Genomic DNA, 26,678 nt, shown 5'->3' with positions numbered 1-26,678 from the left:
CGCAACACAAGGGGGGAGTCGCATGGCGGCTGAGGGAGACAGGCTTGCGCGGGCCGGAGACTACGTGTTCGGCCTGATGAACGAAGGGGAGCGCGAACGGGCCGAGCGCGACCTGGAGAGGGACCCGGCCTTCCGCGACGCCGTTCTGGCGCTTGCTGCGCGCATGCATGTCTTCGATCGCGCCGGCCCCGCCGAAACCGATCGTGGGGAGCGGTGGGAAAAGATCGCGCGCAATCTCGCCGGCCTGCCGCAGATGCGCGCGCCGGCCACCGGCGAGAACGCCCCGCGGGGCATCGGCAGCCGCTCATGGCGCGACGGCCTTAATGCGCTGCAAAATCGATATGTGCTTGCAACGATCCTGGGATTGTCGGCGGCTTTCGTGCTCGGCTACCTGATGGCAAGACTATAGCGGCAGGCCAGGCGCCATCACTCGCCCTCCGGAAACGGAACCGCCGGACAAGGCCCGGCGGTCCGCTCATGCGCAAAGTTGCCCCGAAGGATCAGTAAGGGCACTTGTTGTCGGTGGTGTAGTCGTGCACCTCGATCTTGCCGTCGATGATCTCCTGCTTGGCCTTGTCGGCCGCCGCCTTCATCTCGGGCGTGACGAGATCCTTGTTGTTGTCGTCCATGGCATAGTCGACGCCACCCTCCTTCAGGCCGAGATGCTCCAGCCCGCCCTTGAAGGTGCCGTTCTTGCCGTCCATGAAGGTGTTGTACACCGCCACGTCGACGCGCTTGACCATGGAGGTCAGCACATGTCCGGGCTGGAGGCCGTTCTGGTTGGAATCGACGCCGATGCCGAGCTTGCCGGCGTCCGCCGCAGCCTGGAGCACGCCCACGCCCGTGCCGCCGGCCGCCGCGTAGATGACGTCGGCGCCCTGGTCCATCTGCGTCTTGGTGATCTCGCCGCCCTTGGCCGGATCGTTCCAGGCCGCCGGCGTGTCGCCGGTCATGTTGTAGATGACCTCGGTCGCGCCGGCCGCCTTGGCGCCGCCGACATAGCCGCAGCCGAACTTGCGGATCAGCGGGATGTCCATGCCGCCGACGAAGCCGACCTTCTTGGTCTTGGAGGCCATCGCCGCCAGCACGCCCACGACATAGGAGCCCTCGTTCTCCTTGAACACCAGCGAACGCACATTGGGCAGGTCCACGGCATCGTCGATGATGGCGAAGTTGAGGTCCGGATATTCCTTGGCCACCTTGGTCAGCGAATCCACCCAGGAGAAGCCGGCCATGACGATGGGGTTGCGGCCGTCCTCGGCGAAGCGGCGCAGCGCCTGCTCGCGCTGCGAGGCGTTGGACACCTCGAACTCGACATAGGAAACGCCGGTTTCCTTCTTGAACTTCTCCGCGCCGTTATAGGCCGCCTCGTTGAACGACTTGTCGAACTTGCCGCCCAGATCGTAGAGCAGCGCCGGCTGCACGTCCGCGGCGAAGGCCGGAAGCACCATGGCGGTTGCGGCCAGAAGGCCGAGAACAATACGTTTCATGTCCACACCCTGTCGGTTTGTCTTCTCGTTTACGGTTCCGTATCGCCGCAAGCCGCCCGTTCGCCGGCGGACATGCGACGCCGGCAGGAGTGTCCGCCTCCCGCTCGCGGCCAATCTGGCATGGCCGCAAACAAAATTCATCCGGAATTTTGACCCTTTGGAAAAACGCCCGGCGTGCATTCCGGCACCGGGCGAACGCTACCGCAAGGCCGCTCAGGCAGGCGTCGGCACGGCGCAGGAAACCCCGGTGCCCTTTAGTCCGCAATAGCCGTAGGGGTTCTTGGCCAGATACTGCTGGTGGTCGGCCTCGGCGAAGTAGAATTCCGGCGCCGGCTCGATCTCGGTGGTGATCCTGCCGCGCCCGGCCGCCGTCAGGGACGCCTGATAGGCGTCGCGCGAAGCGATTGCCGCCTGCTGCTGCGCCGTCCCGAACGTATAGATGACGGAGCGGTAGGTGGTGCCGACATCGTTGCCCTGGCGCATGCCCTGCGTCGGGTCGTGCGCTTCCCAGAAGATCTTCAGCAGGTCGGCATAGGAGACCACCTTGGGGTCGAACACCACCAGCACGACCTCGGCATGTCCGGTCAGGCCCGTGCAGGTCTCCTGATAGGTCGGGTTCGGCGTCAGCCCGCCTGCATAGCCGACGGCCGTCACCCACACGCCTTCGGTCTGCCAGAACAGGCGCTCCGCGCCCCAGAAGCAGCCGAGCCCGAACAGCGCCGTCTCCAGCCCTTCCGGATAGGGGCCTTTCAGCGGCCGCCCGGATACGAAATGCGTGTCCGCGGTCGGGATCGGCCGATCACGGCCCGGCAGCGCTTCGCCCGGCTTCGGCAGGTTGAGCTTCTTGTTCAGCATCTCGCTGAGGAAAAACATGCGCTATCTCCCTTTCCCGTGGCAGGAAGGCCGGATTCACGCGGCGGCGTACCGCCCGGGCCGGCGCCTGCGCCTGTAGCCGATCGCATAGAGCAGGAATGCCAGCACCGCGAAGACGGCGAAGCCGGGCTGGTCGAGCACGCGGCTGACGACACCGTCCCACAGGACAGGCGGCGCCTTCTCGCGCACGAAGCTTTCGGCCGAGGCCAGCGTGTCCGGCGACACGGCATTCCAGCTTGTCTTGAGCGGCGTCAGCACGACCTGCGATGCCGCCACGCTGCGCGTCACGTCCAGAACGGCCATGATGACCGAAACCGCCAGCGCGACCATCGCGGCGAGCCGGAACAGGAAGCGCAGCATCCGTACCATCCAGTTTGCTTATGTGCCCCACAAATAGGACGCGGCGCGAACTTGCGCAATCGCAGCACGCGAATTTGAGACTGTCGGGACCGTTTGCGCCGATATCCTACGCCGTCTGACCGAAGCTCTCAGTCGGCGCAACATTTGCTTGCCGTTTTGGCTTGGCATTCGCGCTCGGATCGACTAGATGAGCCGCGCGCCCGCTGTTCGACGGCTGCGGCGCAGGGAACGGGCTGCCGGTGGATCGACGGCGCCCTCCGGCTCCCGCCGGATGCTTCCCTCGAAGGCAGCGCCTCCCCGATCCTAGCGGCACAACCGGCCGCGACGGGGCGCAAGGACGGAGAGGTGGCCGAGTGGTTGAAGGCGCACGCCTGGAAAGTGTGTATACGGGGAACCGTATCGCGGGTTCGAATCCCGCTCTCTCCGCCATTTAGCTGATTTTAGTCCGTTTTCCCGACCATTAAGACAAGATTCGACCATCACAGTTCCCGAAATGGGTCTCGCCTTCCTCTTTGCTGCGATGCTTTTGGCCTCAGATGCTCTCGGGAACGAAGAGATCGAATGGCAGGATGATCTGCCCTCCTGCCGACATGTGAGCGGCGCCGGCGGCTGCGACCATCGCATCGACCAGGGCGCGCGAGAGCGCGGCGACCGGCGTGTTGATCACCATCGTGACCAGGCCATCCGCCAGCGCGGCGCGCCTGTCCGGCGTCATCTCGTTGCAGATCGCCACCGGCAGGGGATCGGGCCTCGCCTGCCTCAGTGCCGATATCGCGCCCTCCGAACCGCCGCCGGCGACATAGAAACCGGCAAGATCCGAATGCTCGGCCAGAAGTCCCACTACCGCCTCATGCGTAGCGCTGAACGATTCCTGGTTGACCAGCGTTTCCAGCACCGTGAACTGCGGCGCATGTTCGCGGAAATAGGCGCGGAAGCCCATCTCGCGCAATTCGTGACCATGGAAGCGGTGGCTGCCGACGAACAGCGCCACCTTGCCGGGCCGGCGCGCGCATCTGGCGATCATCCAGGCGGCCGTGCGCCCCACCTTGAGGTTGTCGACGCCGACATAGCCGGCGCGCACGCCGGCGGCGAAGTCCGACAACAGCGAGAACACCGGCACCCCTTTTTCGCTGAGTTCGGCCACGGCCGCCGTCAGCGTCGGATGATCCGGGCTGACCACGGCCACGGCCTTGCATTTGGCCGCCAGCCTGCGCAAGCGCTCGACCATCTCGTCGGGTGCCAGCGTCTCGGCGAATTCTATCGCGGCCTCGCAGCGCGAATGCTCCGTGCCGGCTGCCGCACGTTCGATCTCCGCGGCGAAAGCACGGTAGAACTCGTCCTTCGGCCGCAGCAACAGAAAGCCCAGCCGCAGTTCGGGCCGCTCCGGACGCACCCGCCGTCCGATCAGCTCGGCCGCGTGATAGTCGATCAGCTTGGCAGCCTCGTAGACACGCCGCGCCGTATCTGCGCGCACGGGCAACCGCCCATTGAGCACACGATCCACGGTCGCGACGCTCACGCCTGCCGCGAGCGCCAGATCGGATATCGTCGGACGTTTGACCACACCTGCACCTTGTTTCGTTATTTGATAGATTATGATAGAAAACATTGCAACATGATTGAACGATATGATAGCCAAAGCTATCATCCCATCGCATCGAACCCGCCTTCCGTAGGAAAGCCGGAAGCGATGCAGGGAGGCCATGATGAGCATTGCCGAAGCCGGCGCGGGCTTTCAGCCGACCGGGCGCGACTACAGCCTTGTGGGCCGCGACGCGAAGCGGGCGGTCGAGACCGGGCTCGCCGCCGCGGAATGGTATCATACCGACATCCCCCGCAAGGACATGAAGGGGTTGATGAAGCGCTCGGACGGCCCCGCCATCCGCGACACGGTCATCTGGCTCGGCTCGCTCGTCCTGTCGGGCGCGGGCGGCGTCTGGTTCTGGGGCACATGGTGGTGCGTGCCGTTCTTCCTCGTCTACGGCGTGCTCTACGGCTCCGCCACGGATTCCCGCTGGCATGAATGCGGCCACGGCACGGCATTCCGCACGCAATGGATGAACGACGCGGTCTACCAGATCGCCTGTTTCATGATCATGCGCAACCCGGTCACCTGGCGCTGGAGCCACACACGCCACCACACCGACACCATCATCGTCGGGCGCGACCCCGAGATCGCGGTGATGCGCCCGCCCGATTTCCTGCGCCTGGTCCTTAACGTCTTCGGCATCCTCGACGCCTGGCACGCCATGGCCGACATGGTGCGCAACGCCGCCGGCATCATCAGCGCGCCCGAAAAGACCTTCATTCCCGAAAGCGAGCAGCCGAAGGCGATCCGCGTCGCGCGCATCTGGCTGCTGATCTATCTCGCGACCGCCGCGCTCGCCATCTACATGGGCTCGATCCTGCCGCTGATGCTCGTCGGCCTGCCGCGGCTCTACGGCGCCTGGCATCATGTCATGACGGGGCTGCTCCAGCACGGCGGCCTGGCCGACAACGTCACCGACCACCGGCTGAATTCGCGCACCGTCTACATGAATCCTGTCAGCCGCTTCATCTACTGGAACATGAACTATCATGTGGAGCATCACATGTTCCCCATGGTGCCCTATCATGCGCTGCCGAGGCTGCACGCGATGATCAGGCACGACCTGCCGGCGCCCTCCCCTTCGATCTGGGCCGCCTACCGCGAGATGATCCCCGCCTTCGTGCGTCAGTTGCGCAACGAGGATTACTTCCTCAGGCGCGAGTTGCCGCCGACGGCGAGGCCGTATCGCGCGGAATTCCACGCGGCGGAATGAGTGCCTCCCAAGGCTTGGCGGGAGACAGCCGCAACTGCCCCCGCTTCATCAGGACGAACCCAGGGGAATGAGCAGATGAGCGATTGGATCGAGGCCTGCGGCGCGGGCGACATCGACGAGGAAGACGTGATCCGCTTCGACCATGGCGGCCGCACCTTCGCGATCTACCGTTCGCCGGACGACGCATATTTCGCGACGGACGGCCTGTGCACCCACGAGCAGGTCCATCTCGCCGACGGGCTGGTAATGGACGACATCATCGAGTGCCCCAAGCACAATGGCCGCTTCAACTACAAGACCGGCGAAGCCAGGGGTGCGCCGGTCTGCGTCAATCTCCGGACCTATCCGGTCAAGGTCGAGGCCGGCAAGGTCATGATCCGGGTCGGGTGACACGCATGAGCGGGGAAATGGTCATCGTCGGCGCCGGAGAGTGCGGCGCGCGGGCGGCATTCGCGCTGCGCGAGTGCGGCTATGACGGGGCCGTCACCCTGATCGGGAAAGAGCCGCATTTCCCCTACGAGCGTCCGCCGCTGTCGAAAGAGGCGATCCAGGGCAAGGACGACGTCCGGCCCAAGCTGGTCGCGGAGCCGGAGCGCTACGCCGACGCCGGCATAGCGGTCATGCTATCGGCGCCGGTCGTCGGCATCGACCGCGCGGAGCGCAGGATCGCCATGGCCGATGGCCGCGCCATTGCCTACGACAGGCTGCTGCTGGCGACCGGCTGTTCGCCACGGCGCTTGCCGATGGCCGGCGAAGGGCCGCGCGTCGCCTATCTGCGCAGCCTCGGCGATGCGCGTGCCATCGCGGCGCGTCTCGCGTCCGGCGCGCGCCTGGCGGTCGTCGGCGGCGGCTTCATAGGGCTCGAACTCGCCGCATCGGCCCGAAAGAGAGGTGCCGGCGTCACCGTCATCGAGGCGCAGCCGCGCATCCTCATGCGCGGCGTGCCCGCCGGGATCGCCGAACGGGTCCGTCTGCTCCATGAAGGCCAGGGTGTCGAAATCCTGTGCGGCAGCGGCATCGAACGGATCGAGGAGTTGCCGGACGCGGTCACGATCCGGCTGGCCGGCGGCCGCACGATCGAAGCCGATCTGCTGCTGATCGGCATCGGAGCCGTGCCCAATGTCGCATTGGCGGAAGCTGCGGGGCTGGCGCTCGACAACGGCATCGCCGTCGACGCCACGCTCGCCACCTCCGATCCCGCCATATTCGCCGCCGGCGACTGCTGCGCCTTCCCGCTCGCGGCCCATGGAGGCCGCCGGGTCAGGCTGGAATCCTGGCGCAACGCGCAGGAACAGGGAGCCCTCGCCGCCGGGAACATGCTGGGCAGGGCCGAGCCTCACGGCGCCGTGCCCTGGTTCTGGTCCGACCAGTACGACCACACGCTGCAGATTGCCGGACTGCCGGATCCCGATGCGCAATGCGTTCGGCGCGACCTGGCGGACGACGCCTTCATCCTGTTCCAGCTTGCGCAAGACGGCCGGCTCGCCGCAGCCGGCGGCATCGGCCCGGGCAATGCCGTCGCCAGGGATATCCGGCTGGCCGAGATGCTCATCGGCAAAGGCGCCAGGCTCGATCCGGCCTCCCTTCGCGATCCCGGCATCAAGCTGAAATCGCTGCTCGCGGACTGATTTCACCATCCCTCCAGTGTGCGAATGCGCCCGGCGTGGAACTCCGGAGCCCCGGCGACCGGTTCAGGTCATTTCCGCGCCGGAACATTTGATTTCCATTGGTTTTCGAGGCTGCCCTCCGCCGCGTTCACGTGACGGCAATGCCGAAGATTCGTCTTGACGGGCAGCCGACGAAATGGAATAGTTATTTCATAATTTTGCAAATATGGCGCATTCATTCCGAAAGGAGTTGCAAGAGCGGCATGGATGTTCCTCGTTGCGGCGCAGCGAGCGCCGCCGGCGGGGATGTTTCCGCTGGATGCGCCTGCCGCGGGAGCTTCGGTGTCAACGAACACCATTTGTGGAGGAGAAGTGAGATGAGGAAGCTTTTGCTGGGCGTCGCGCTGTCGGCGCTCATGACGGGCATGGCCCACGCCGAGAAGATCGGCGTCTCCATGGCACTTTTCGACGACAACTTCCTGACCGTGCTGCGCAACGGCATGGTCGAGCAGGCCAAGGGCATGAAGGGCGTGGAATTGCAGGTCGAGGATGCGCAGAACGACGTCGCCAAGCAACTCGACCAGATCAAGAACTTCGCAGCCTCGGGCGTGGACGCCATCATCGTCAACCCGGTCGACACCTCGGCCACGCAGGCGATGAGCGACGCCGCCAAGGCCGCCAACATTCCGCTGGTCTACGTAAACCGCCAGCCCATCAACGTCGACACGCTGCCGGACAAGCAGGCCTTCGTCGCCTCCAACGAGGAGGAATCGGGCACGCTGGAAACCAAGGAGGTCTGCCGCCTGCTGAAGGAGGCCGGCAAGACCGAGGCCGCCGCCTATGTGATGCAGGGCGAGCTTTCCAACCAGGCCGCCGTGCAGCGCACGAAGGATATCCACGACGTCATCGGCTCCGGCGATTGCGGCGTGAAGATCACCATCATCGCCGAGCAGACGGCCAACTGGTCGCGCGACCAGGCCCAGAACCTGATGACCAACTGGCTGTCCACCAACACGCCGTTCGATGCCCTCATCTCCAACAACGACGAGATGGCCATCGGCGCGATCCAGGCGATGAAGGCGGCCAACGTCGATATGAAGAAGGTGGTGGTGGCAGGCGTCGACGCCACGCAGGATGCCCTCGCCGCCATGCAGGCCGGCGACCTCGACGCCACCGTCTTCCAGGATGCCGCCGGACAGGGCGCCGGCGCGCTGGACGCGGCGCTGAAACTGGCCAAGGGCGAAAAGGTCGAGAAGAAGGTCTATATTCCCTTCAAGCTCGTGACCCCGGCCAACATGGCCGAATATATGAAGAAGAACTGATCCGGATCGAGCGACCGGGGGGGCGGCAGCGCGCCGCCCCGCAGGCTCGTCGATCCGGGAGCGGACAGACCGCCTCGGCGCAACGGAGGCCCCCATGTCGAACACCTCGCTTGGCGTCGGCGGCGTCGCCTTCGATACGAAGAAGAGGCACTGGCCGCCCGAGCTCAACGTGCTGCTCGCGCTCGTTCTGCTCGTGGCCGCCTTCGAGATCATGGGGCGCCTGTTCCTGCATGATTCCTTCCTGTTCAACACGCGCACGAATGTGGACGCCATATTCAACCAGGCGCGCCTGTCGATCATCATCCTGCAGGTGTCCATCGTCGGCATCATCGCCATCGGCGTGACCCAGGTCATCATCTCCGGCGGCATCGACCTGTCGTCCGGCTCCATCGTGGGCGCGACCGCCATGATCGCGATGAGCTTCGCCCAGGTCGCCACCGTCAACGGAAACCCCAACCCGAAGGCCATTCTGGGACCCGCCTTCATGGACCTGCCGGTCATCGTGCCGGTGCTGGTGGCGCTGGGATGCGGCCTGGTCGCGGGCCTGATCAACGGCCTGCTGATCGCCTATACGCGTATCCCGCCCTTCATCGCCACGCTCGGCATGATGGTTTCGGCCCGCGGCCTCGCCAAATGGTGGTCCAAGGGCAACCCCATCTCGTTTCCCACCGAGAGCTTCGCCAGCATCGGCCAGGGGCTTATGCCGGTCATCATCTTCGTGGTCCTGGCGATCCTGTTCCAGCTCGTCATGACCTACACCAAATATGGCAAGCACTGCTACGCCATCGGCTCCAACGAGGATGCCGCGCGCATGTCGGGCATCAACGTCACCGGCCACAAGGTGCTGGTCTACACGATCGCCGCGATGCTAGCCGGCGTGGCGGCGCTGGTGCTGTGCTCGAAGAACCTGACGGCGCAGGCCGGCATGGGGGTGATGTACGAACTGGACGCCATCGCCATGGCCGTCATCGGCGGCGTGTCGCTCTCCGGCGGGCGCGGATCGATCGTGGGCACGGTGCTCGGCGCGCTGATCTTCGGCGTCATCATCTCGGGCTTCACCTTCATGCGCCTCGACGCCTACTACCAGGAGATGGTCAAGGGCGTCATCATCGTCGGCGCGGTCGTGCTCGACCAGTGGCGCCAGCGCCGGCGCGCTCTCAGGGGTTAGGCATGGCCGATATCATTCTCAGGACCGAAGGTCTCACCAAGCACTATGGCGGCCTGCACGCGCTGGAGGACGCCGACTTCGAGCTCCGCAAGGGCGAGCATGTCGCCATCATGGGCGACAACGGCGCCGGCAAGTCCACCTTCGTGCGCCAGATCACCGGCGTTGAGCGGCGCACGCGCGGCAAGATGTGGTTCGACGGCAACGAGGTCGAATTCAGCGGTCCGATCGAGGCGCGCGAAGCCGGCATCGAAACCGTCTACCAGAACCTCGCCCTGGCCGACGACCTCGACGTGCCGTCCAATCTCTTTCTCGGCCGCGAGCGGTTCCTGCTGAGGCTTGGGCCTTTCTCGATCCTCAACCGCCGGGCGATGCGGGAAGCGACCCGCAAGGCGCTCGAGCGCACCGGCGTGAAGATCGCCAATCTGAGCAACACGATCCGCAACATGTCCGGCGGGCAGCGCCAGTGCGTCGCCATCGCTCGCACGGCGACCTTCGCCTCCAAGCTCATCATCATGGACGAGCCGACGGCCGCGCTCGGCGTGCGCGAGACGGCGCAGGTGGAGGAAATCATCCGCAATCTGAAGGCCAATGGCGACCCGCTGATCCTGATCAGCCACAACATGCGCCAGGTTTTCGACCTGGTGGACCGCATCGTCGTGTTCCGCCGCGGCCGGATCGTGGCGAACCTGCGGAAGGAAGACACGGACGAGCAGGATGTCGTCGCCTACATCACCGGCGCCAAGACCGCTCCCGAATATGCCGTCGCCGCATAGGCGACCGAGATACCGGTCGTGAGACCGGCCATCCAGAAGAAGGTCCAGCAAATGGCAGTGCGTTTTGGTTTGCTCGGTGCGGGGCGCATCGGCAAGGTTCATGCGAAGGCGGTCGCGTCCAACGCCGACGCGCAACTGGTCGCCGTGGCTGACGCCTCCGAAAAGGCGGCGAAGGATCTTGCCCGTGCCTATGGCGCGGAAGTGCGCTCCATCGACGAGATCGAAAAGGCCAAGGACATTGACGCGGTCGTCATCTGCACGCCGACCGACACCCATGCCGACCTGATCGAGCGCTTTGCCAAGGCCGGCAAGGCGATCTTCTGCGAGAAGCCGATCGACCTCGACGTGAAGCGGGTCAGGAAATGCCTCGCCACGGTGGAGAAGGCCGGCGCCACGCTGATGGTGGGGTTCAACCGACGCTTCGACCCGCATTTCGCCGCCGTGCGCAAGGCCATCGACGACGGCGTCATCGGCACGGTGGAGATGGTCACCATCACTTCGCGCGATCCGGGCGCTCCGCCGATCGACTACATCAAGCGCTCCGGCGGCATATTCCGCGACATGACCATCCACGATTTCGACATGGCGCGCTTCCTGCTGGGCGAGGAGCCGGTCACGGTTTCGGCCCATGCGGCGGTGCTGGTGGACAAGAAGATCGGCGAGGCGGGCGACTACGATTCCGTCAGCGTCATCCTCTCCACCGGGACCGGCAAGCAGGCCATCATCTCCAATTCGCGCCGCGCCACCTATGGCTACGACCAGCGCATCGAGGTGCACGGCTCCAAGGGCATGGTGGCCGCCGAAAACCAGCGTCCCGTTTCCATCGAGATCGCCGGCAGCCAGGGCTACACCCGCCCGCCCCTGCACGACTTCTTCATGACCCGCTACACGCAAGCCTATGCCAACGAGATCGCCGCCTTCATCGCCGCCATGGCTTCCGGAAAGAAAGCGTCCCCCGACGGCCGCGACGGCCTGCTGGCGCTGGCGCTGGCCGATGCCGCGCTGACCTCCGCCACGACAGGCAAGACCGTGCGCGTCAAGGACGCCGGCTGAGCGACGGGAGATTCGGATGTCCGACATGAACGACAGGAACAGCGGCACCCGCGCCATCGTCACCGGTGGGGCGCAGGGCATCGGCTTCGCCGTGGCAAGGCAGCTTGTCGCCGAAGGCTGCAAGGCGCTAGCGCTGGTCGGCCGTTCCCGGGAAAAGGGCGACGCAGCCGTCGCCAGACTGGAAAAGCTGGGGGCCGAGGCGATCTTCATCAGCGCCGACGTATCCGATCCGGCAAGCTGCCTCAGGGCGGTGGACGAGGCGACCAGGCGTTTCGGCACCATCAACGGGCTGGTCAACGCCGCCGCCTCCTCGGCGCGCGGCTCGCTGCTCGAAACCACGCCGGACCTGTTCGACTTCCTGTTCGACACCAATGTGCGGGGGCCGCTGTTCCTCATGCAGGGCGTGGTGAAGGGCCTTCTGGAGGCAAAGGCGCCCGGCTCGATCGTCAACGTGCTGTCGATGTCGGCACATGCGGGCCAATCGTTCCTGACACCCTATTCGGCCAGCAAGGGCGCGCTCGCGACACTGACCAAGAATGTCGCCGCCAGCTACCGCTTCGACCGCATCCGCTGCAACGGCGTGCTGCCGGGCTGGATGGACACCGAGGGCGAGGACGCCGTGCAGAAGAAGTTCCACGATGCGGCCGACGACTGGCTGCAAAAGGCGGAGGCCGCCCAGCCGATGGGACAACTGGTCAAGCCGGACCAGCTTGCCGTGCTGATCGCCTATCTGGTCAGCCCGCAATCCGGCGTCATGACCGGCGCGCTGGTCGACTATGACCAGAACGTCGCCGGCGTGATCGGCGAGTAGGTTCTTTCCTCTTTCGTGGGCGGGCCGCCCAGAAGGCCGCGCGGAAGGCCACGCTGGCCGGGCGCCTATCGCACCGCAACCCAGCGCTGCTCGGCGAAGGAGCGCGCCATGGCGTGCACGGTGCGCTCGATCTCCAGCCCTTCATCGAACTCGATCAACGTCGCCGGCGCGCCCTCGATGCGGCGGATCAGTTCACGGCATTCGATGGTCTTGAGATCGTTGAAGCCGAGCCCGTGCCCCGGAGCGGGGATGAAGCGATCATAGGGCTGGTGATGCGGCGCGGCCAATATCGTGCGGTAGCCCTGCTCCGTCGGCCGGTCCCAAGTGACATAGAGCTGCAATTCGTTGAACCGCTCCTGATCGAACACGATCGAACCCCTGGAGCCGAAAATCTGTATCTGGATGCGCCCCTTGCGGCCCCAGGCCGAGCGGTTGACCAGCAGCGTGCCGGAAACGCCGTTCTCCAGACGGATGAGCGAGGACGCGATGTCGTAGGTCTCGACGGCCCGCCGTCCGCCGCCCGGCACCGCGCGGTCCGCATAAGGCCTGGCCATGTCGCACATCACCGAAGCCACACGGCCGAACAGCGTCTGGATCAAGGACAGCGGATGGACGGCGAAATCGTCCAGCGCGCCATAGCCGGAGGCGGCCTCGTGCTTCCAGAAGAACGGCGCGTCCGGATCTGCCATGAAGTCCTCGTCCATCTCGACGCGCAGATGGTTGACCTCGCCGATCGCCTTCTCGCCCAGGAGCGTCCTGATATGGCGGATCGCCGGGCTCTGGATGTAGTTGTAGCCGAGCGCGGCCACCTTGCCGGAGGCGCGCGCGGCCGCCAGCATGGCTTCGGCCTCGGCAAACGCCGGCGCCATCGGCTTTTCGCACCACACATGCTTGCCGGCCTGAAGCACGGCGATCGCCATTTCGGGGTGGCACTGGTTCGGGGTGGTGACGGACACCACGTCCACCTCCGGATCCTCGACCACCCCGCGCCAGTCGGCGGAAGCCTTGTCGAAGCCGAACTCCGCGGCCCGCTTCCGTGCCAGTTCGTCGCTGGCTTCGCCGAGATGGACCATCCGGATCGGCGGCACGTCGCCGAACACCGTGCGCACCGACGTCCAGGCCAGCGCATGGCATTTGCCCATGAAGCCCGTTCCGATCAAGCCGACGCCGATCATGCAAACTCCCTTCCATCGATACCCGGAGGCACACATTGGACATATTAGTCCATATTTTTGGTTTTTGGAACGTATGATCCGTTTTTGATGGCTTTTTCCGCATGTCTGGCTATTCTCTTGCCGACGGGGCCGGAAAATGGTGTGTGACCTCCATGAACCCTCGACTGCCGCAAGATTTTGAGTCCCTGCGCAACCTCGTCATCGAGAGGCGCGACGACCTGCCGAAGCGCCTGGCCCAGATCGCCGCCTATGCGCTGGACAATCCCGACGAGGTCGCTTTCGGCACCGCCGCCAGCATCGCCACATCGGCCGGCGTGCAGCCTTCCACTTTGATCCGCTTCGCCCAGTTCCTCGGCTTCGACGGCTTCACCAGCCTGCAGTCCGTGTTCCGCGAAAGGCTGCGCGAGCGTACAGTGTCCTACGAGGACCGCCTCAAGGTGCTGCGCGGCGACAGCGCCATCAAGAACCGCTCCATTTTCGACGGTTTCGTCGAGGCGGGGTCGCGGTCGCTGGATGCGGTGGCGCGCTCGCTGGACGAGGGGCTGCTCGATCAGGCCGTCGATGTGCTGTGCAAGGCCGAGACCATCCATCTTCTGGCGCGGCGGCGCTCTTATTCCGTCGCGAGCTACATGGCCTATGCGCTCGGCAAGCTGAAGATTCGCAACGTGCTGGTCGAATCTTCGGCGGGTCTCGATCCCGAGATCATATCCTTCGCCACGCCGCGCGACGCCGTCGTGGCCATCAGCTTTTCGCCCTACGCCTCCCCCACGGTAGACTACGCCCGCCTCATGGCCGAGCAGAACGTACCGGTGGTGGCCATAACCGACAGCGCGTTTTCTCCGCTGGTGCAGTCGGCCAAGGTCTGGTTCGAGGTGGCGGAAGCGGACTGCGCCGGCTTCCGCTCGATCTCGGCCACCATGGCGCTCGCGATGACGCTCGTTGTGGCGGTGGCCGAGAGGCGAAGCAAGACATCCTGACTCTCAAGAACAATCGTTCTATATTGACTTAACAATGGAATTTATGTTTCATGCTTGGCGATTGATCAGGATGCCCAAGGGGTAGTTCGCATCCCTTCGTCCCAGGGGAGGAGTCATGGCCACGCCCGATAGCGTCCCCGCCGCGCTCGACGTCATCACCATCGGGCGCGCTTCGGTAGACCTCTACGGCCAGCAGATCGGCTCCCGGCTCGAAGACATCGCCTCCTTCGCCAAGTCGGTCGGCGGCTGCCCAGCCAACATCGCCATCGGAACGGCGCGGCTCGGTTTGCGCTCCGCCCTGCTCACCCGCGTCGGCGCCGAGCAGATGGGCGGCTTCATCCGCGAGCAATTGCAGCGGGAGGGCGTTAGCGTGCGCGGCATCACCGTGGACAAGGAGCGCCTGACCGCGCTGGTGCTGCTTGCCGTGCAGGAAGAGGGCGTGTCGCCCATGATCTTCTATCGCACGGACTGCGCCGACATGGCCCTGGCGCCCGAAGACGTCGACGAGGATTTCATCGCCTCCGCCCGCGCCGTCGTGGTGACGGGCACGCATTTCTCCCGTCCGGCGAGCGACGCCGCGCAGCGCAAGGCGATCCGCCTCGCCAAGGCCAATGGCGGCAAGGTCGTGTTCGACATCGACTATCGGCCGAACCTGTGGGGTCTGGCCGGACATGAGGCCGGTTTCGAGCGTTATGTGAAATCGGATGCCGTGTCGGAAAAGCTGCGTTCGGTACTGCCCGATTGCGACCTGATCGTCGGCACGGAGGAGGAGATCATGATCGCCTCCGGAGCCGACGACGTGCCCCACGCGTTGAAGGCGATCCGGGCGCTGTCGCAGGCCACGATCGTGCTCAAGCGCGGCGCCATGGGCTGCGTCGTCTATCACGGCGACGATCTGGAGGACGGTGTCGTCGGCAAAGGTTTCCCGATCGAAGTCTACAATGTCCTGGGGGCCGGCGACGCCTTCATGTCCGGCTTCCTGCGCGGCTGGCTGGGCGGCGAGAGCCTGGAAACCGCCGCCACATGGGCCAATGCCTGCGGAGCCTTCGCCGTGTCGCGGCTGCTCTGTTCGCCCGAATATCCTTCATGGGCCGAGCTGCAGCATTTCCTCGAACAGGGCAGCCCTCACCACGCGCTTCGCAAGGACGTTGTGCTGAACCATATCCACCAGGCCGCCAACCGCCGGCGCGAGTTCCCGCTGGTCATGGCGCTGGCCTGCGATCACCGCGCGCAACTGGAGGATCTGGCGAAAAGACTCGGGGCCGACCCGGCCCGCATCGGCGGTTTCAAGCTGCTGGCCGTCAAGGCGGCGGCATGGGTGTCGGAAGGACGAGCCGGCTACTCGATGCTGCTGGACGAGAAGCATGGCCGCGACGCCATGTTCGAATTCGCCCGCCGTAAGCTGGACTGGCTCGGCCGCCCGGTCGAACTGCCCGGCTCCCGCCCGCTGCGCTTCGAGTTCGGCCAGGACATCGGCTCGCAGCTTGTGGAGTGGCCGGTGGACCATTGCATAAAGTGCCTATGCTTCTACCATCCGGACGATCCGCCCGCGCTCAAGGCCGAGCAGCAGGACAGGTTGCTTGCGCTGCACGAGGCCGCGCGCAAGGTCGGCCGCGAGCTGCTCATCGAGATCATCGCCGGCAAGCACGGCAACCTGGAGGAGGACACGGTTCCGCGCGCACTGCAGGAGCTTTACGACCTCGGCATCAAGCCGGACTGGTGGAAGCTGGAACCGCAGGCCTCAAAGGAAGCCTGGCAACGCATCGCTGCGGTGATCGAGAAGAACGATCCCTGGTGCCGCGGCGTGATGCTGCTCGGGCTGGAGGCGGAGGAGTCCGCGCTGGAAGCCGCCTTCGCCGCCGCCGCCAGCGTGCCGATCGTCAAGGGTTTCGCGGTGGGCCGCACCATCTTCATGGATGCCGCCGAGAAATGGCTGGCCGGCCGCATCTCCGACGAGGAGGCCGTCGCCGACATGGCGCGCCGGTTCGGGCGGCTCACCGAGGCGTGGCTTGCCGCAAGCGGCCGCAAGGCGGGCTAGTCCGGAGGCGTCGGAGGAAAGGAGAGAAAACATGGCCAAGACGGTACGCCTGACCATGGCGCAGGCCCTGACCCGCCACCTGGCCCGCCAGATGACCGGGATCGACGGCAGCAAGGTTCCCCTGTTCGGCGGCGTCTGGGCGATCTTCGGCCATGGCAATGTCGCCGGCATCGGCGAAGCGCTCTACCAGTTGCGCGACGAGCTGCCGACTTTCCGCGCCCATAACGAACAGGCCATGGCCCATGCCGCCATCGGCTACGCCAAGGCGCATTTCCGCCGCCGCATGATGGCGGCGACGACGTCCATCGGCCCGGGCGCGACCAACATGGTTACCGCCTGCGCTGCCGCCCATGTGAACCGGCTGCCGCTGCTGCTCCTTCCCGGCGACGTCTTCGCCAACCGTATCCCCGATCCGGTGCTCCAGCAGGTCGAGGATTTCGGCGACGGCACGGTTTCCGCCAACGACTGCTTCCGGCCGGTCTCGCGCTATTTCGACCGCATCAGCCGGCCCGAGCAGATCATCCCGGCGCTCAGCCGCGCCATGCAGGTGCTGACCGATCCGGCCGAGTGCGGGCCGGTCACGCTGGCGCTTTGCCAGGACGTTCAGGCCGAGGCCTACGACTATCCCGAAAGCTTCTTCGCCGAACGCGTCTGGACACCGCGCCGCCTGCGCCCGGACCGCAACGAGCTCGCGGCGGCGGTGCAGGCGCTGAAAGCGGCGAAGAAGCCGCTGGTCGTCGCAGGCGGCGGCGTGCTCTATTCCGGCGCCTCGTCAGCGCTCGCGAAACTGGTGGAAGCGACGGGCATCCCGGTCTGCGAAACGCAGGGCGGCAAGTCCTCGCTGCCGGACGACCACCCGCTCAACATGGGCGCGGTCGGCGTCACCGGCACGTCGGCGGCCAATGCCATGGCCGGGGAGGCCGATCTGGTGCTGGCCGTCGGCACGCGGCTGCAGGACTTCACCACCGGCTCCTGGGCCCTGTTCAGGAACGAAGGCAAGACGATCGTCGGGCTCAACGTGCAGGCGTTCGACGCCGGCAAGCACCGCGCCCTGTCTGTGGTGGCGGATGCCGCGGAAGGCCTTGCCGAACTCGCCGCCACCGCCAGGGGCTACAAGGCGCCCGCAAGCTGGACGAAGAAATCGCAGAAGGAGAAGCTGGCCTGGCGGAAGGCCGCCGCCAGGGCAACCGCCCCAACCAATGCCGCCCTGCCCTCGGACGCGCAGGTGATCGGCGCGGTGCAGCGCGTGCTTGGCTCCGGCGTCACCCTGCTGCATGCAGCGGGCGGCCTGCCGGGCGAATTGCACAAGCTGTGGCAGGCCGGCGCACCCGGCACCTACCATGCCGAATACGGCTACTCGACCATGGGTTACGAGATCGCCGGAGCGCTGGGCGTGAAGATGGCGAAGCCGGGAAAAGAAGTCGTCGTCATGCTCGGCGACGGTTCCTACATGATGCTGAATTCCGAGATCGCCACTTCGGTCATGCTCGGCCTGAAGCTCACCATCGTGCTGCTCGACAATCGCGGCTTCGGCTGCATCAACCGGCTGCAGATGGGCACAGGTGGCGCCAGCTTCAACAACCTGCTCAAGGACGCGCGCCACGAAATGTTGCCGCAAATCGATTTCGCAGCGCATGCGGCCGCGATGGGCGCGATCGCCGAGAAGGTTTCCTCGATCGGCGAACTGGAGACGGCGCTCGCCAGGGCGGAGAAGAACGATCGCACCACGGTCGTCGTCATCGACACCGATCCTTTGGTTTCCACCGAGGCGGGCGGCCATTGGTGGGATGTGGCGGTGCCGGAAATCAGTGCCCGCAAGGAAGTGCGGGCCAAACGCAAGGCCTATGAGGCGGCCACGAAGTTGCAGCGCGTGGGCGACTGAGAAACGGAGAACGACGTGAAAGCCAGACTGGGCATGTCCCCCATCGCGTGGTGGAACGACGACCTTCCCGAACTGAGCGACGACGTGTCGCTGGAGGAATGTCTTCGCCAATCGCGTTCAGCCGGCTTCACCGGCATGGAGATGGGCCGGCGCTTCCCCAGCGATCCGAAGGTCATGCTTCCCATTCTGAAACAGGCCGACGTGACGCTGTGCGGCGGCTGGTTCTCCGGCACGCTGGTGGATGAGGAACTCGCCGCCAACAAGGACCGCATCCGGCCCATGATCGAGCTGTTCAAGGCCGTCGATGCGCCCTGCATCGTCTATGGCGAGGTCGGAAGGTCGATCCAGGGCAGGAGGGAAGTTCCGCTGGCTCAAAAGCCGAAACTGTCGGACGACGAGATGAAGGCCTATGCGCATAAGGTGACCGAGTTCGGCGAATGGTGCGCCGACCAGGGCATGCCGCTTTCCTACCATCATCATATGGCGGCCGTGGTCGAGACCGAGCCGGAGCTCGACGCCTTCATGAACCATTCGGGCGAAGGCATCCCGCTTTTGTTCGATGCGGGCCACATGGCGTTCGCCGGCGGCGACGTGCTGCGCACCATCGACAGGCACCACAAGCGCATCAGCCATGTGCATGTGAAGGACGTGCGCATGCCTGTCATCGACAGGCTCGACCGGACCCGCCAGTCCTTCCTCGACGCCGTGGCCCTCGGCGCATTCACCGTGCCCGGCGACGGCTCGCTGGACTTCGGCGCGATCGTGCAGAAATTCGCGGACTACGGCTATGAGGGCTGGTTCGTGGTCGAAGCCGAGCAGGATCCGAAGAAGAACCCTCCCCTCAGGATGGCGCAGGTCGGCCACGAGGAATTGATGCGGGTGATGACGGCGGCCGGCTATACGGTGGAAACGCAGGGCTTTCCGAACGCCTGATCAGGGCGGGCAGAAGGAGTGCAAGTGGTGTCGAAACTATTGATCAGACCTTCCAGGACCGGCACGGGCAGGATCGCTCATGTGACGCCCGAAAGCGCTGCCTGGACCTATGTCGGCTTCGACCTCCACCGGCTCGCGAATGGCGAAACCGCAGCCGGCGAGACCGGAAAAAGGGAAACCTGCCTGGTGTTCGTCACCGGCAGGGGCGAGGTGACGGTGGGCGGCAGGTCGCTCGGAACGCTGGGCGAGCGCATGTCGCCCTTCGAGGGCAAGCCATGGTCGGTCTATTTGCCGCAAGGATCGGCCTGGAGCGTGACGGCCCGAACGCCGGTGGAACTTGCCGTGTGCACGGCGCCCGGCCTCGGCGGCGGCCTGCCGGCGCGGGTCATCGGCCCTGACGATCTCGGCCAGGAGGTCCGCGGCAAGGGCACCAACACGCGCTATGTCACCAACATATTGCCGGAGAACGAGCCCGCCGACTCGCTGCTGGTGGTGGAGGTCATCACCCCCGGCGGCCACACCTCCAGCTATCCGCCGCACAAGCACGACCGCGACGACCTGCCGCGCGAATCCCTGCTGGAGGAAACCTACTACCACCGGCTCAACCCGCCGCAGGGCTTTGCCTTCCAGCGCGTCTATACCGATGCCGACGAGACAGGAAAGCGCGCACTGGACGAAGCCATCGCGATCGAGGATGGCGATATCGTGCTGGTGCCCGAGGGCTACCATCCCTGCGCCGCCTGTCACGGCTACGATCTTTACTATCTCAACGTCATGGCCGGCCCGAAGCGCACCTGGAAATTCCACAATGCGCCCGAGCACGCGTGGCTGATGAAAGCGTAGACGGATCGGAAAAAAGCAGCGAGCCCGCCGAGGCACCCATGGCTGCCCCACCCCGGCGGACTCTCCGATATCAGCCCGAAAGACATCGGTACTTATGGCAATGCATGGCCTGTGCCAGATTTTTCGTCCCGTATCGACACAGCTCAGCACACACTTCGCCGGATCGCAGTTCCAAACGGTGACACCCGCATTTCCCCGCCAGCCCAAAATCGGACAGCCGGTGAGGCACAAAAACAAGCGGGGACGCATCGCCCCCGCCGTTAGTCACCTTGGAAAGTCGCTCGTCCTCAATGATGGTGGACGTGCCTTTCCGCATCGATCTCGCCCATGGTGAAGCTCGACACCATCGGCATCAACTGCCAGATCGCGGCGAGCCCGACGATGACATAGGCCACTCGCGCGACAGGATGCCCGGCGCCGCCGAAAATGGTTCCTATGACGTCGAAGCCAGACAAGCCCATCACGAGCCAGTTCAGGCCGCCAAGAATGATGAGAATGAGGGTGATGATGTTCATGGTTCGCATGGATTCCTCCATGATATGCGTTGCCTGCACAAAAACGGCTTTGCACTCAAGAGGTTCCGCCCGGTCGCGACAATGTGAACGCGACCGGGCGGACGGCGGGCTGGCGGCCGCCGGGGGCTTGGCGGCCGTCCGTCACCGTTCGGTGAAGGCGCGAGACATGCTTTCGCGGATCGGTTTGGTCAGATAGTCGAGGAATGTCCGCGAGGCTGTCTGGATCATGATCTCCACAGGCATGCCCGGTGTGGCCGTGAAGCCGGGTATGCGGGCAAGCTCGCTTGCCGGCAGCCGCACGCGGGCGAGATAAACTTCCATATTCGGCATGCTGGCGTCGGAAAGCGCGTCAGCCGAAACATAATAGACTTCGCCGTTCAGCACCGGGGTGGTGCGCCGGTTCAGCGCCACCATCCGGATCGTCGCCTTCTGGCCGGGCTTCACGGCGTCGATGTCCTTGCGCTGGATCTGCGTCTCGATGATGAGCGGGACGTCGGCCGGCAGGATCTCCAGGATCTTCTTGCCGCTTTCGATCACGCCGCCCGGCGTATGATAATACATCCGGACGACGGTGCCGGCGACCGGCGCGTTGATCGACGAGCGCTTCAGCGTGTCGTGCGCCTGCAGGGATTCCTCGCGTATGGCGTCGAGGTCGCCCTGGCTGCTTTGCAGCTCGTCCAGCGCCTTCTGGGTCAGCTCGGTGGTCGTCTGGGCGATCTGCTCGCGGTATTTCTCGACCTGGGCGTTGGTCTCGGATTTCTCCGAATCCAGCCGCCCGATCTGCCCCTGCGCGTCGGCGATGGCGCGCTGGATGGCGTTGACTTCCGGCTTGCGGATCAGGCCCTGGTCGAGCAGCTTGACCTTGCCAGCATATTCCTGCTTCAGGAAATCCAGTTGCTCGTTCATGGACGCGGACTGCCGGTCCAGCCCCTCGACGCGGAACTTGAGCGATTCGATGTTCTGCTGAAGCAGCCCCACCTCCGTCTGCATGCGGCTCTGGGCCGAGCGGAAACTGGCCATCTGTCCGTCGACGATCGACTGGATGTCGCTGTCCTTGAGGTTGTCGCTGACGATCGGCGGGAAGGTGACGGTGGGCTTGTTCGCCACCTGCGCGTTGAGCCGCGCGACGATGGCCTCCAGCCGTGCCTGGCGCAGGAAAAGCTGGCGTTGCTTGACCTGCGCGGCGATGCCGTCCAGGCGGATCAGCGGCTGGCCGGCGGTGACGTGATCGCCCTCGCTGACGAGGATTTCCTTGATGACGCCGCCTTCGAGATGCTGCACCACCTTGTTCTCGCCGGTGGCCACGAAGCTGCCGGCCGAGATGATGGCCGCCGCCAGCGGCGCCGTCGCCGCCCAGGTGCCGAAACCGCCGAAGCAGACCAGCATCAGCACCAGGCCGACAACCGCATGGCCGCGGATCGAGCGCGGTACGTCGCTGTACCATTCTATGTCGTGAACATTGGCGATGCTTGTGCTCATTGGACCGTCGCCTGCTGGACAGGGGCTTGTGCCTGCTGATTTTGCTGGACCGCGGCAGGCGCTGCCTGCTGCCCGACATTGTTGCGCGCCGCGTTGAGCGGGGCGAGTGCCCGCAGCACGTCCTGGCGCACGCCGAACATGGCGACGGTGCCGTTGGAGAGGAGCATGATCTTGTCGACGCAGTTCAGCAGCGAAGGCCGCTGGGTGATGGTGATGACCGTGATCTTCTCGCGCTTGGCGTGCTCGAGCGCCCTGAGCAGTGCGGCGTCGCCGGCCCCGTCGAGATTGGAATTGGGCTCGTCCAACACCACCAGCTTGGGGTTGCCGAAGAAGGCGCGCGCCAGCGCGATGCGCTGCTTCTGCCCGCCCGACAGCGGCGAGCCGTCGCCAGCCACCGTCGTCTCGTAGCCTTGGGGAAAGGTCGAGATCAGCTCGTGCACGTCGGCCAGCATGGCCGCCTTGTAGACGTCCTCGTCGGAAGCGTCGTCGCGCATGCGCCCGATATTGGCCTTGATGGTGCCGGGGAACAGCTGCACGTCCTGCGGCAGGTAGCCGATGTTCTCGCCGAATTGCCGCTGGTCCCAGTTCCTCAGATCCATCAGGTCGAGACGGACGTTGCCGGATGTCGGCAGGATCGAGCCCACCAGCATCTTGCCCATCGTCGTCTTGCCGGCGCCCGAATCGCCGATCACGGCGAGCGACTCGCCCGGCGCCAGCGAGAAGGTGATGCCGTTGAGCACCACGCGCTTGGTGCCTTGCGGCACGAACAGGAGGCGTTCCACGTCGAGGCGGCCTTGCGGCTTCGGCAGCTTCAGCCGTTCGAAGTTCAGCGGCGAGGCGCGCAGCAGCGAGGCGATGCGCTGATAGGCGGCGCGGGTGTTGATGAACTGGTGCCAGCCCTCGATGGCGCCTTCGACCGGGGCAAGGGCACGGCCGGCAATGATCGAGGCGGCGATGACCATGCCGCCGGTGATCTGCCCTTCCAGCGACAGATAGGCGCCCCAGCCGAGCATGGCGACCTGCGCCAAAAGCCGCACGGCGCGCGACACGGAGGCAGAAATCACGTTGCGGTCCTGCGCGACGACCTGCGCCTTGAGCGAACCCGCCGTGTCCTGCCCCCAGATGCGCACGGCCTCGGGGATCATCGCCAGCGCGTTGATGATCTGCGAGTTGCGCGACATGGAATCCAGATGCAGGTTGGCCTTGCTCTGGAAATTGGTCGCCTGGTGGAACGCGCCTTCGGTCGCCTTCTGGTTGATGAAGGCGATGACCAGAAGCAGGATCGCCGACACCACCACGATGTAGCCGAGGTCCGGATGGACCAGGAACACCGCGAGCATGAACAGCGGCGCCAGCGGCGCGTCCAGGAACGACAGCAGCGTGCCCGAGACCAGGAACGAACGCAGCTGCTGCAGATCGCCCAGCGTCTGGTATTCGCGCCCGTTGCTGTGCAAGGAGGCGCGCGCGGCAGCGCCCAGGATCGGCGCGCCGAGCTGCGCCGCCACCTCGACGGCGGTCCGCATCAGGATGAAGCGGCGGATCGCGTCCAGCACGACGTTGAGGATGACGGCGCCGGCGATCAGGATGGTCAGCATCACCAGCGTGTCGGTCGAGCGGCTGGTCAGGACCCGGTCGGAAATCTGGAACAGATAGACCGGTATCGCCAGAACCAGCACGTTTGTCGCCAGCGTGAAGCACATCACCACCAGCAGGTTGCGGCGCACGGCGCGGATGCCGGCGCTGAGATTGTCGGCGAGGTTGATCGGCCCGAGGCGGCGGTGGAACACCTCGGCCGTCGCCGCGGGCATGGCCTTGCCGCCGGGCTTCGGCACCCCCGCGACGGACGGCCCGCTGCCGGCCTGGATCGGTCCGGTGTCCGCGTCGATCGACTTCAGCCGGACGGCCGGCGCTGCCGGCGGCGCTTCTTCCTTTGACTGGCTTTCGGGCTGTTCGATTTCGATCGCCGGTTTTTCCACCTCGTCGGCGGGCCGCCCTTCGGGCGCCGCCGCGCATGCGGGCTCCGGCACCAATCTCGGCTCCGATGGCACGGTGGTCTGCGCAACCCGCTCCACTTCGACGGTGCGCGCCAGAGGGGGCCGCGCCTTGGCCCGCAGTTCGGCCGCCGCCCTGTCGATTTCCGCCATCAGCACCTCGAACGAGGTATCCAGGTCGTGCCATGCGGCGCTTGAGGCCGAAACGGCGCCGTCCCGCTCTTGCGGCGCGATCTCCGGATCGGCTGCCTGCAAGCGGCTTCTCATGCCCTGCGAGTCATCGACATGGTGATTCATCGTCGATCCGATTCTCTGTTGTCACGAAATTACCGTATGCAGGACATCGGAATGCCCAGTGCTCGGCAGCGCGTTGTCCTTGATGCTGGCCACGGGATCGGGATGATGATCCGGCTTCAGCATGTCGTCGCTCAGGAAGGCCACGGCTTCGTTGACGAGATGATCCGCATTGGCCGACTGGAGCAGGTGGTCGGTTTTGATGATGTCGGTCTGGACGAGCAACTCGTCGGAGTAATGGTCGCCGCCGTAATAGGTCTTGGCGATGGGGTCGACGCTGACGATGTGCGCGACGTTGACCAGGGCGTTCGCGCCCGTCGTGATCGACCAGTTCGCGTCCGTCGCCTTATGCGCCGAGTTGAGGGCGAGCGCCACCTGGTCGGAATCGCCCAATATGTTGGTCTGCTGGATGTATTGCAGGTCGTAGACATTGCCGGAGATGTAGAGCACCCGGAGGCCGCCCAGCCCCTGGAAGGCGCTGTCGTGCAGCACGTCGGCCGACAACGTCTTGTTGCCGCCGGCGAAATCGTTGAGCGCATTGTGGTAGGCGCTGGGCAGGGTCAGCGCCGTTTCGGAACCGATCCTGGTTATGTCGGCCTCGTTCCACAACAGGTTGCCGCCGGTCGAGATCGAGCCGTGCCCCGTGGTCTGGAAGCCGGAGACCGCGCCGATGACGTCGTCGTTCAGCAGCACGTTCTTCTGCGAGATGATGTTGGCGCCGTAATAGCTGCCGCCGACGAGGATCAGGTCGAAATATTTCCCCAGATCCGCCAGCGACATGCTGTTGACGGCCAGGTTGCCGCCCGTGCCCACCGTGGTGGTGACGCCCTGCTGCGCAGCCGTCACGATCTTGTCGTTGTCGATGACGAAATTGAACTGCTGGGCCCAGTTGAGCGATACGAAATCCCCGGTGATCTGGGTGACCGCCCACGCTTTGGGAAAGTCCGGCTCGGCGCCGCCGGCCGCCGTCGGGGCCGCCGGCACCGCGGTCTGCTGCATGGAGGCGATGTTGAAGGCCTTGGTCGCGGACGACGCGGCCGCGCTCCAGCCCGCCATGCTGGCGCCGATGGAGGCAGAATCGCTCCAGGCGTTGATCTGGACGATGGCGTTCAGCACATAATGGTTGCCGGCGACGGCCATGACGTTCGCTTCGAGCGCGTCGTTGACCACCAGCGCCGTGTTCGTCAGCGCATTGGAACCGGTGTTGATCGTGACCGAACCGTCGCCTGACCAGACGCCCTGTCCGTGCGCCTCTTCCGACGTCGCGGTTGCGGGGGAACCGAGCACGAAACTGCCGCCGCCGCTCTGTCCGCCTGTTTCGGGAACCGGATCGGTTGACGCCTGCGCCGCTTCCTTGATGAGCGGCGAGCCTGCCGGGAGATAGTCGTTGAGGTTCGGCGCGTCTCCCGTCCACACCTGCCCGTTCACATAGATCGCGGAGTCGGTCGGGTTCTCGACCACCGTGACATGCGCCTGGACCGAAGTGCCGTCGCTGTCGGTGGATGAAGTGGTGGTGTTCGACACGCCGCCATGACCGCCCTGCTCCTCCGTCGCCTGCAGCGCGGCGACGAAATTGTTGAGCGAGGTGGCGGTGTTGACGATGAAGGAGCCGATATCGGCCGTAGACCCCAGGGATTCCAGCACCGGTATCGGTTGCAGCACGCTGGCGTCCTGCATCAGCGCATCGAGCGCCAGGTTCGGCGTGCCGATCGTTTCGAAATTCGCCGCCGAGACGTTCACGCTGACGAAATCGCTGTCGGACAGCATGTTCGTCTGCCCGGCATGCACCGCGACCGAGCCGGGCGGCGTCAGCGCCGGCTCCACGATCCTTATGCTCGACAGCGCCGGAGCCAGGTCCGGCAGCGGCTGGATATAGCCGGGATAGGCCACCGACTGGATGCCGATCGGCGGCGGGATGTCGGGCAGCGCATGCGCCGCCATGCCCTGGGGCAGGAACGGTTCTATGGCCGCGGCCGACGGCACGAAATGCAGGCCAGGCTGCGGGTCGTCCAGGTCATAGGGGTTCTGGAAGGAGATGCCGGCATGGCCGTCGGGCGGCGGGGTCTCGGCTTTCGCCTTCAATGCCCGGAATTCGAGATAGTCGTCGCGGATTCGGTTCTGTTCGGTCGCGATCTGGAACAAGCCGACAAAATGGGCGATCGCTTCGGTGACCTTGTCCAGATACACGGCTCTCTCCGTCGGTATCGTTCAGTCTTCCGAAGTGGACGCCCGGCCTCGTCCCCTTCCTGACTATTGAGCGGCCACGCGGGTTCTCCCGCGTGGCCGCCGTTCA

General features: G+C 65.4%; 23 protein-coding genes and 1 tRNA gene. 15 read left to right on the top strand and 9 right to left on the bottom strand.

All coding sequences use genetic code 11. The features are described 5' to 3' along the window. Positions 1-22 precede the first annotated feature (22 nt). Entirely contained in the window at positions 23-409 is a 387-nt protein-coding gene (locus tag QU595_RS20315) for a hypothetical protein (protein WP_315925248.1), read from the top strand. Positions 410-500: 91 nt separating this feature from the next. Here the strand turns inward: QU595_RS20315 and QU595_RS20310 are convergent, their stop codons facing one another. The 3 genes from QU595_RS20310 to QU595_RS20300 all read right to left on the bottom strand — a co-directional run bounded on the left by QU595_RS20310 (position 501) and on the right by QU595_RS20300 (position 2,723). Further along, positions 501-1,490, bottom strand: a complete 990-nt coding sequence (locus QU595_RS20310) for a BMP family ABC transporter substrate-binding protein (protein ID WP_315925246.1) — start codon at positions 1,488-1,490, stop codon at positions 501-503. Between the two features lie 213 nt (positions 1,491-1,703). Beyond that, the gene (msrA, locus tag QU595_RS20305) at positions 1,704-2,363 is read right to left on the bottom strand and encodes a peptide-methionine (S)-S-oxide reductase MsrA (protein WP_315925244.1); all 660 of its coding nucleotides are present in this window, start codon (positions 2,361-2,363) and stop codon (positions 1,704-1,706) included. A gap of 36 nt (positions 2,364-2,399) precedes the next feature. Then, a complete protein-coding gene (locus QU595_RS20300; protein ID WP_315925242.1) occupies positions 2,400-2,723 on the bottom strand; it encodes a hypothetical protein in 324 nt (107 codons plus the stop codon). Positions 2,724-3,062: 339 nt separating this feature from the next. Here QU595_RS20300 and QU595_RS20295 point away from each other — a divergent pair. After that, positions 3,063-3,152, top strand: a tRNA-Ser gene (locus QU595_RS20295). A gap of 103 nt (positions 3,153-3,255) precedes the next feature. Here the strand turns inward: QU595_RS20295 and QU595_RS20290 are convergent. Then, positions 3,256-4,287 carry a LacI family DNA-binding transcriptional regulator gene (locus tag QU595_RS20290; protein WP_315925240.1) on the bottom strand — a complete coding sequence of 344 codons (1,032 nt, stop codon included), beginning with the start codon at positions 4,285-4,287 and terminating at the stop codon, positions 3,256-3,258. 142 nt (positions 4,288-4,429) lie between these two features. Between QU595_RS20290 and QU595_RS20285 the strand changes: the two genes are divergently transcribed. The 8 genes from QU595_RS20285 to QU595_RS20250 all read left to right on the top strand — a co-directional run bounded on the left by QU595_RS20285 (position 4,430) and on the right by QU595_RS20250 (position 12,258). Continuing rightward, on the top strand, positions 4,430-5,524 hold the full coding sequence (locus QU595_RS20285) for a fatty acid desaturase family protein (RefSeq protein ID WP_315925238.1): 1,095 nt from the start codon (positions 4,430-4,432) through the stop codon (positions 5,522-5,524). Positions 5,525-5,599: 75 nt separating this feature from the next. Next, complete coding sequence (locus QU595_RS20280) at positions 5,600-5,914, top strand: MocE family 2Fe-2S type ferredoxin (protein ID WP_315925236.1); 315 nt, start codon at positions 5,600-5,602, stop codon at positions 5,912-5,914. A gap of 5 nt (positions 5,915-5,919) precedes the next feature. After that, positions 5,920-7,152, top strand: coding sequence for an NAD(P)/FAD-dependent oxidoreductase (locus tag QU595_RS20275; RefSeq protein WP_315925234.1), 1,233 nt, complete (start codon positions 5,920-5,922; stop codon positions 7,150-7,152). A gap of 356 nt (positions 7,153-7,508) precedes the next feature. Beyond that, positions 7,509-8,453: a sugar ABC transporter substrate-binding protein gene (locus QU595_RS20270; protein WP_315925232.1), complete on the top strand. Its 945-nt coding sequence runs from the start codon at positions 7,509-7,511 to the stop codon at positions 8,451-8,453. A 94-nt stretch (positions 8,454-8,547) separates the two neighbouring features. Next, complete coding sequence (locus QU595_RS20265) at positions 8,548-9,621, top strand: ABC transporter permease (RefSeq protein ID WP_315925230.1); 1,074 nt, start codon at positions 8,548-8,550, stop codon at positions 9,619-9,621. 2 nt (positions 9,622-9,623) lie between these two features. Further along, positions 9,624-10,394, top strand: a complete 771-nt coding sequence (locus QU595_RS20260) for an ATP-binding cassette domain-containing protein (protein WP_315925228.1) — start codon at positions 9,624-9,626, stop codon at positions 10,392-10,394. Positions 10,395-10,445: 51 nt separating this feature from the next. Beyond that, positions 10,446-11,447 (top strand): inositol 2-dehydrogenase, encoded by a 1,002-nt coding sequence (gene iolG, locus QU595_RS20255; protein WP_315925226.1) that lies wholly within the window; start codon positions 10,446-10,448, stop codon positions 11,445-11,447. 16 nt (positions 11,448-11,463) lie between these two features. Beyond that, positions 11,464-12,258, top strand: coding sequence for an SDR family oxidoreductase (locus tag QU595_RS20250; protein WP_315925223.1), 795 nt, complete (start codon positions 11,464-11,466; stop codon positions 12,256-12,258). Positions 12,259-12,323: 65 nt separating this feature from the next. Here the strand turns inward: QU595_RS20250 and QU595_RS20245 are convergent, their stop codons facing one another. Continuing rightward, entirely contained in the window at positions 12,324-13,433 is a 1,110-nt protein-coding gene (locus QU595_RS20245; RefSeq protein ID WP_315925221.1) for a Gfo/Idh/MocA family oxidoreductase, read from the bottom strand. Between the two features lie 152 nt (positions 13,434-13,585). Between QU595_RS20245 and QU595_RS20240 the strand changes: the two genes are divergently transcribed. The 5 genes from QU595_RS20240 to iolB all read left to right on the top strand — a co-directional run bounded on the left by QU595_RS20240 (position 13,586) and on the right by iolB (position 20,106). After that, entirely contained in the window at positions 13,586-14,410 is an 825-nt protein-coding gene (locus tag QU595_RS20240; protein WP_315925706.1) for a MurR/RpiR family transcriptional regulator, read from the top strand. A 115-nt stretch (positions 14,411-14,525) separates the two neighbouring features. Then, positions 14,526-16,448, top strand: coding sequence for a bifunctional 5-dehydro-2-deoxygluconokinase/5-dehydro-2-deoxyphosphogluconate aldolase (gene iolC / locus QU595_RS20235; protein WP_315925219.1), 1,923 nt, complete (start codon positions 14,526-14,528; stop codon positions 16,446-16,448). Between the two features lie 31 nt (positions 16,449-16,479). Next, positions 16,480-18,330, top strand: a complete 1,851-nt coding sequence (iolD, locus tag QU595_RS20230) for a 3D-(3,5/4)-trihydroxycyclohexane-1,2-dione acylhydrolase (decyclizing) (protein ID WP_315925217.1) — start codon at positions 16,480-16,482, stop codon at positions 18,328-18,330. 15 nt (positions 18,331-18,345) lie between these two features. After that, positions 18,346-19,263, top strand: coding sequence for a myo-inosose-2 dehydratase (gene iolE / locus QU595_RS20225; protein ID WP_315925215.1), 918 nt, complete (start codon positions 18,346-18,348; stop codon positions 19,261-19,263). 27 nt (positions 19,264-19,290) lie between these two features. Beyond that, positions 19,291-20,106, top strand: a complete 816-nt coding sequence (gene iolB / locus QU595_RS20220; RefSeq protein WP_315925213.1) for a 5-deoxy-glucuronate isomerase — start codon at positions 19,291-19,293, stop codon at positions 20,104-20,106. Positions 20,107-20,393: 287 nt separating this feature from the next. Here iolB and QU595_RS20215 read toward each other — a convergent pair whose 3' ends face one another. The 4 genes from QU595_RS20215 to QU595_RS20200 all read right to left on the bottom strand — a co-directional run bounded on the left by QU595_RS20215 (position 20,394) and on the right by QU595_RS20200 (position 26,572). Next, on the bottom strand, positions 20,394-20,630 hold the full coding sequence (locus tag QU595_RS20215) for a DUF378 domain-containing protein (RefSeq protein ID WP_315925211.1): 237 nt from the start codon (positions 20,628-20,630) through the stop codon (positions 20,394-20,396). Positions 20,631-20,762: 132 nt separating this feature from the next. Further along, the gene (locus QU595_RS20210; RefSeq protein WP_315925209.1) at positions 20,763-22,100 is read right to left on the bottom strand and encodes an HlyD family type I secretion periplasmic adaptor subunit; all 1,338 of its coding nucleotides are present in this window, start codon (positions 22,098-22,100) and stop codon (positions 20,763-20,765) included. Continuing rightward, complete coding sequence (locus QU595_RS20205; RefSeq protein WP_315925207.1) at positions 22,097-24,388, bottom strand: type I secretion system permease/ATPase; 2,292 nt, start codon at positions 24,386-24,388, stop codon at positions 22,097-22,099. The genes QU595_RS20210 and QU595_RS20205 overlap by 4 nt, the downstream gene beginning before the upstream one ends. A 21-nt stretch (positions 24,389-24,409) precedes the next feature. Then, positions 24,410-26,572, bottom strand: a complete 2,163-nt coding sequence (locus tag QU595_RS20200; protein ID WP_315925205.1) for a hypothetical protein — start codon at positions 26,570-26,572, stop codon at positions 24,410-24,412. Between the last annotated feature and the right edge of the window lie 106 nt (positions 26,573-26,678).

This window comes from Mesorhizobium sp. SP-1A (assembly GCF_032460275.1).
Taxonomy (GTDB): domain Bacteria; phylum Pseudomonadota; class Alphaproteobacteria; order Rhizobiales; family Rhizobiaceae; genus Mesorhizobium.
The sequence above is the reverse complement of the archived record's forward strand: the minus strand, read 5'-3'. Positions and strand labels throughout refer to the sequence as shown.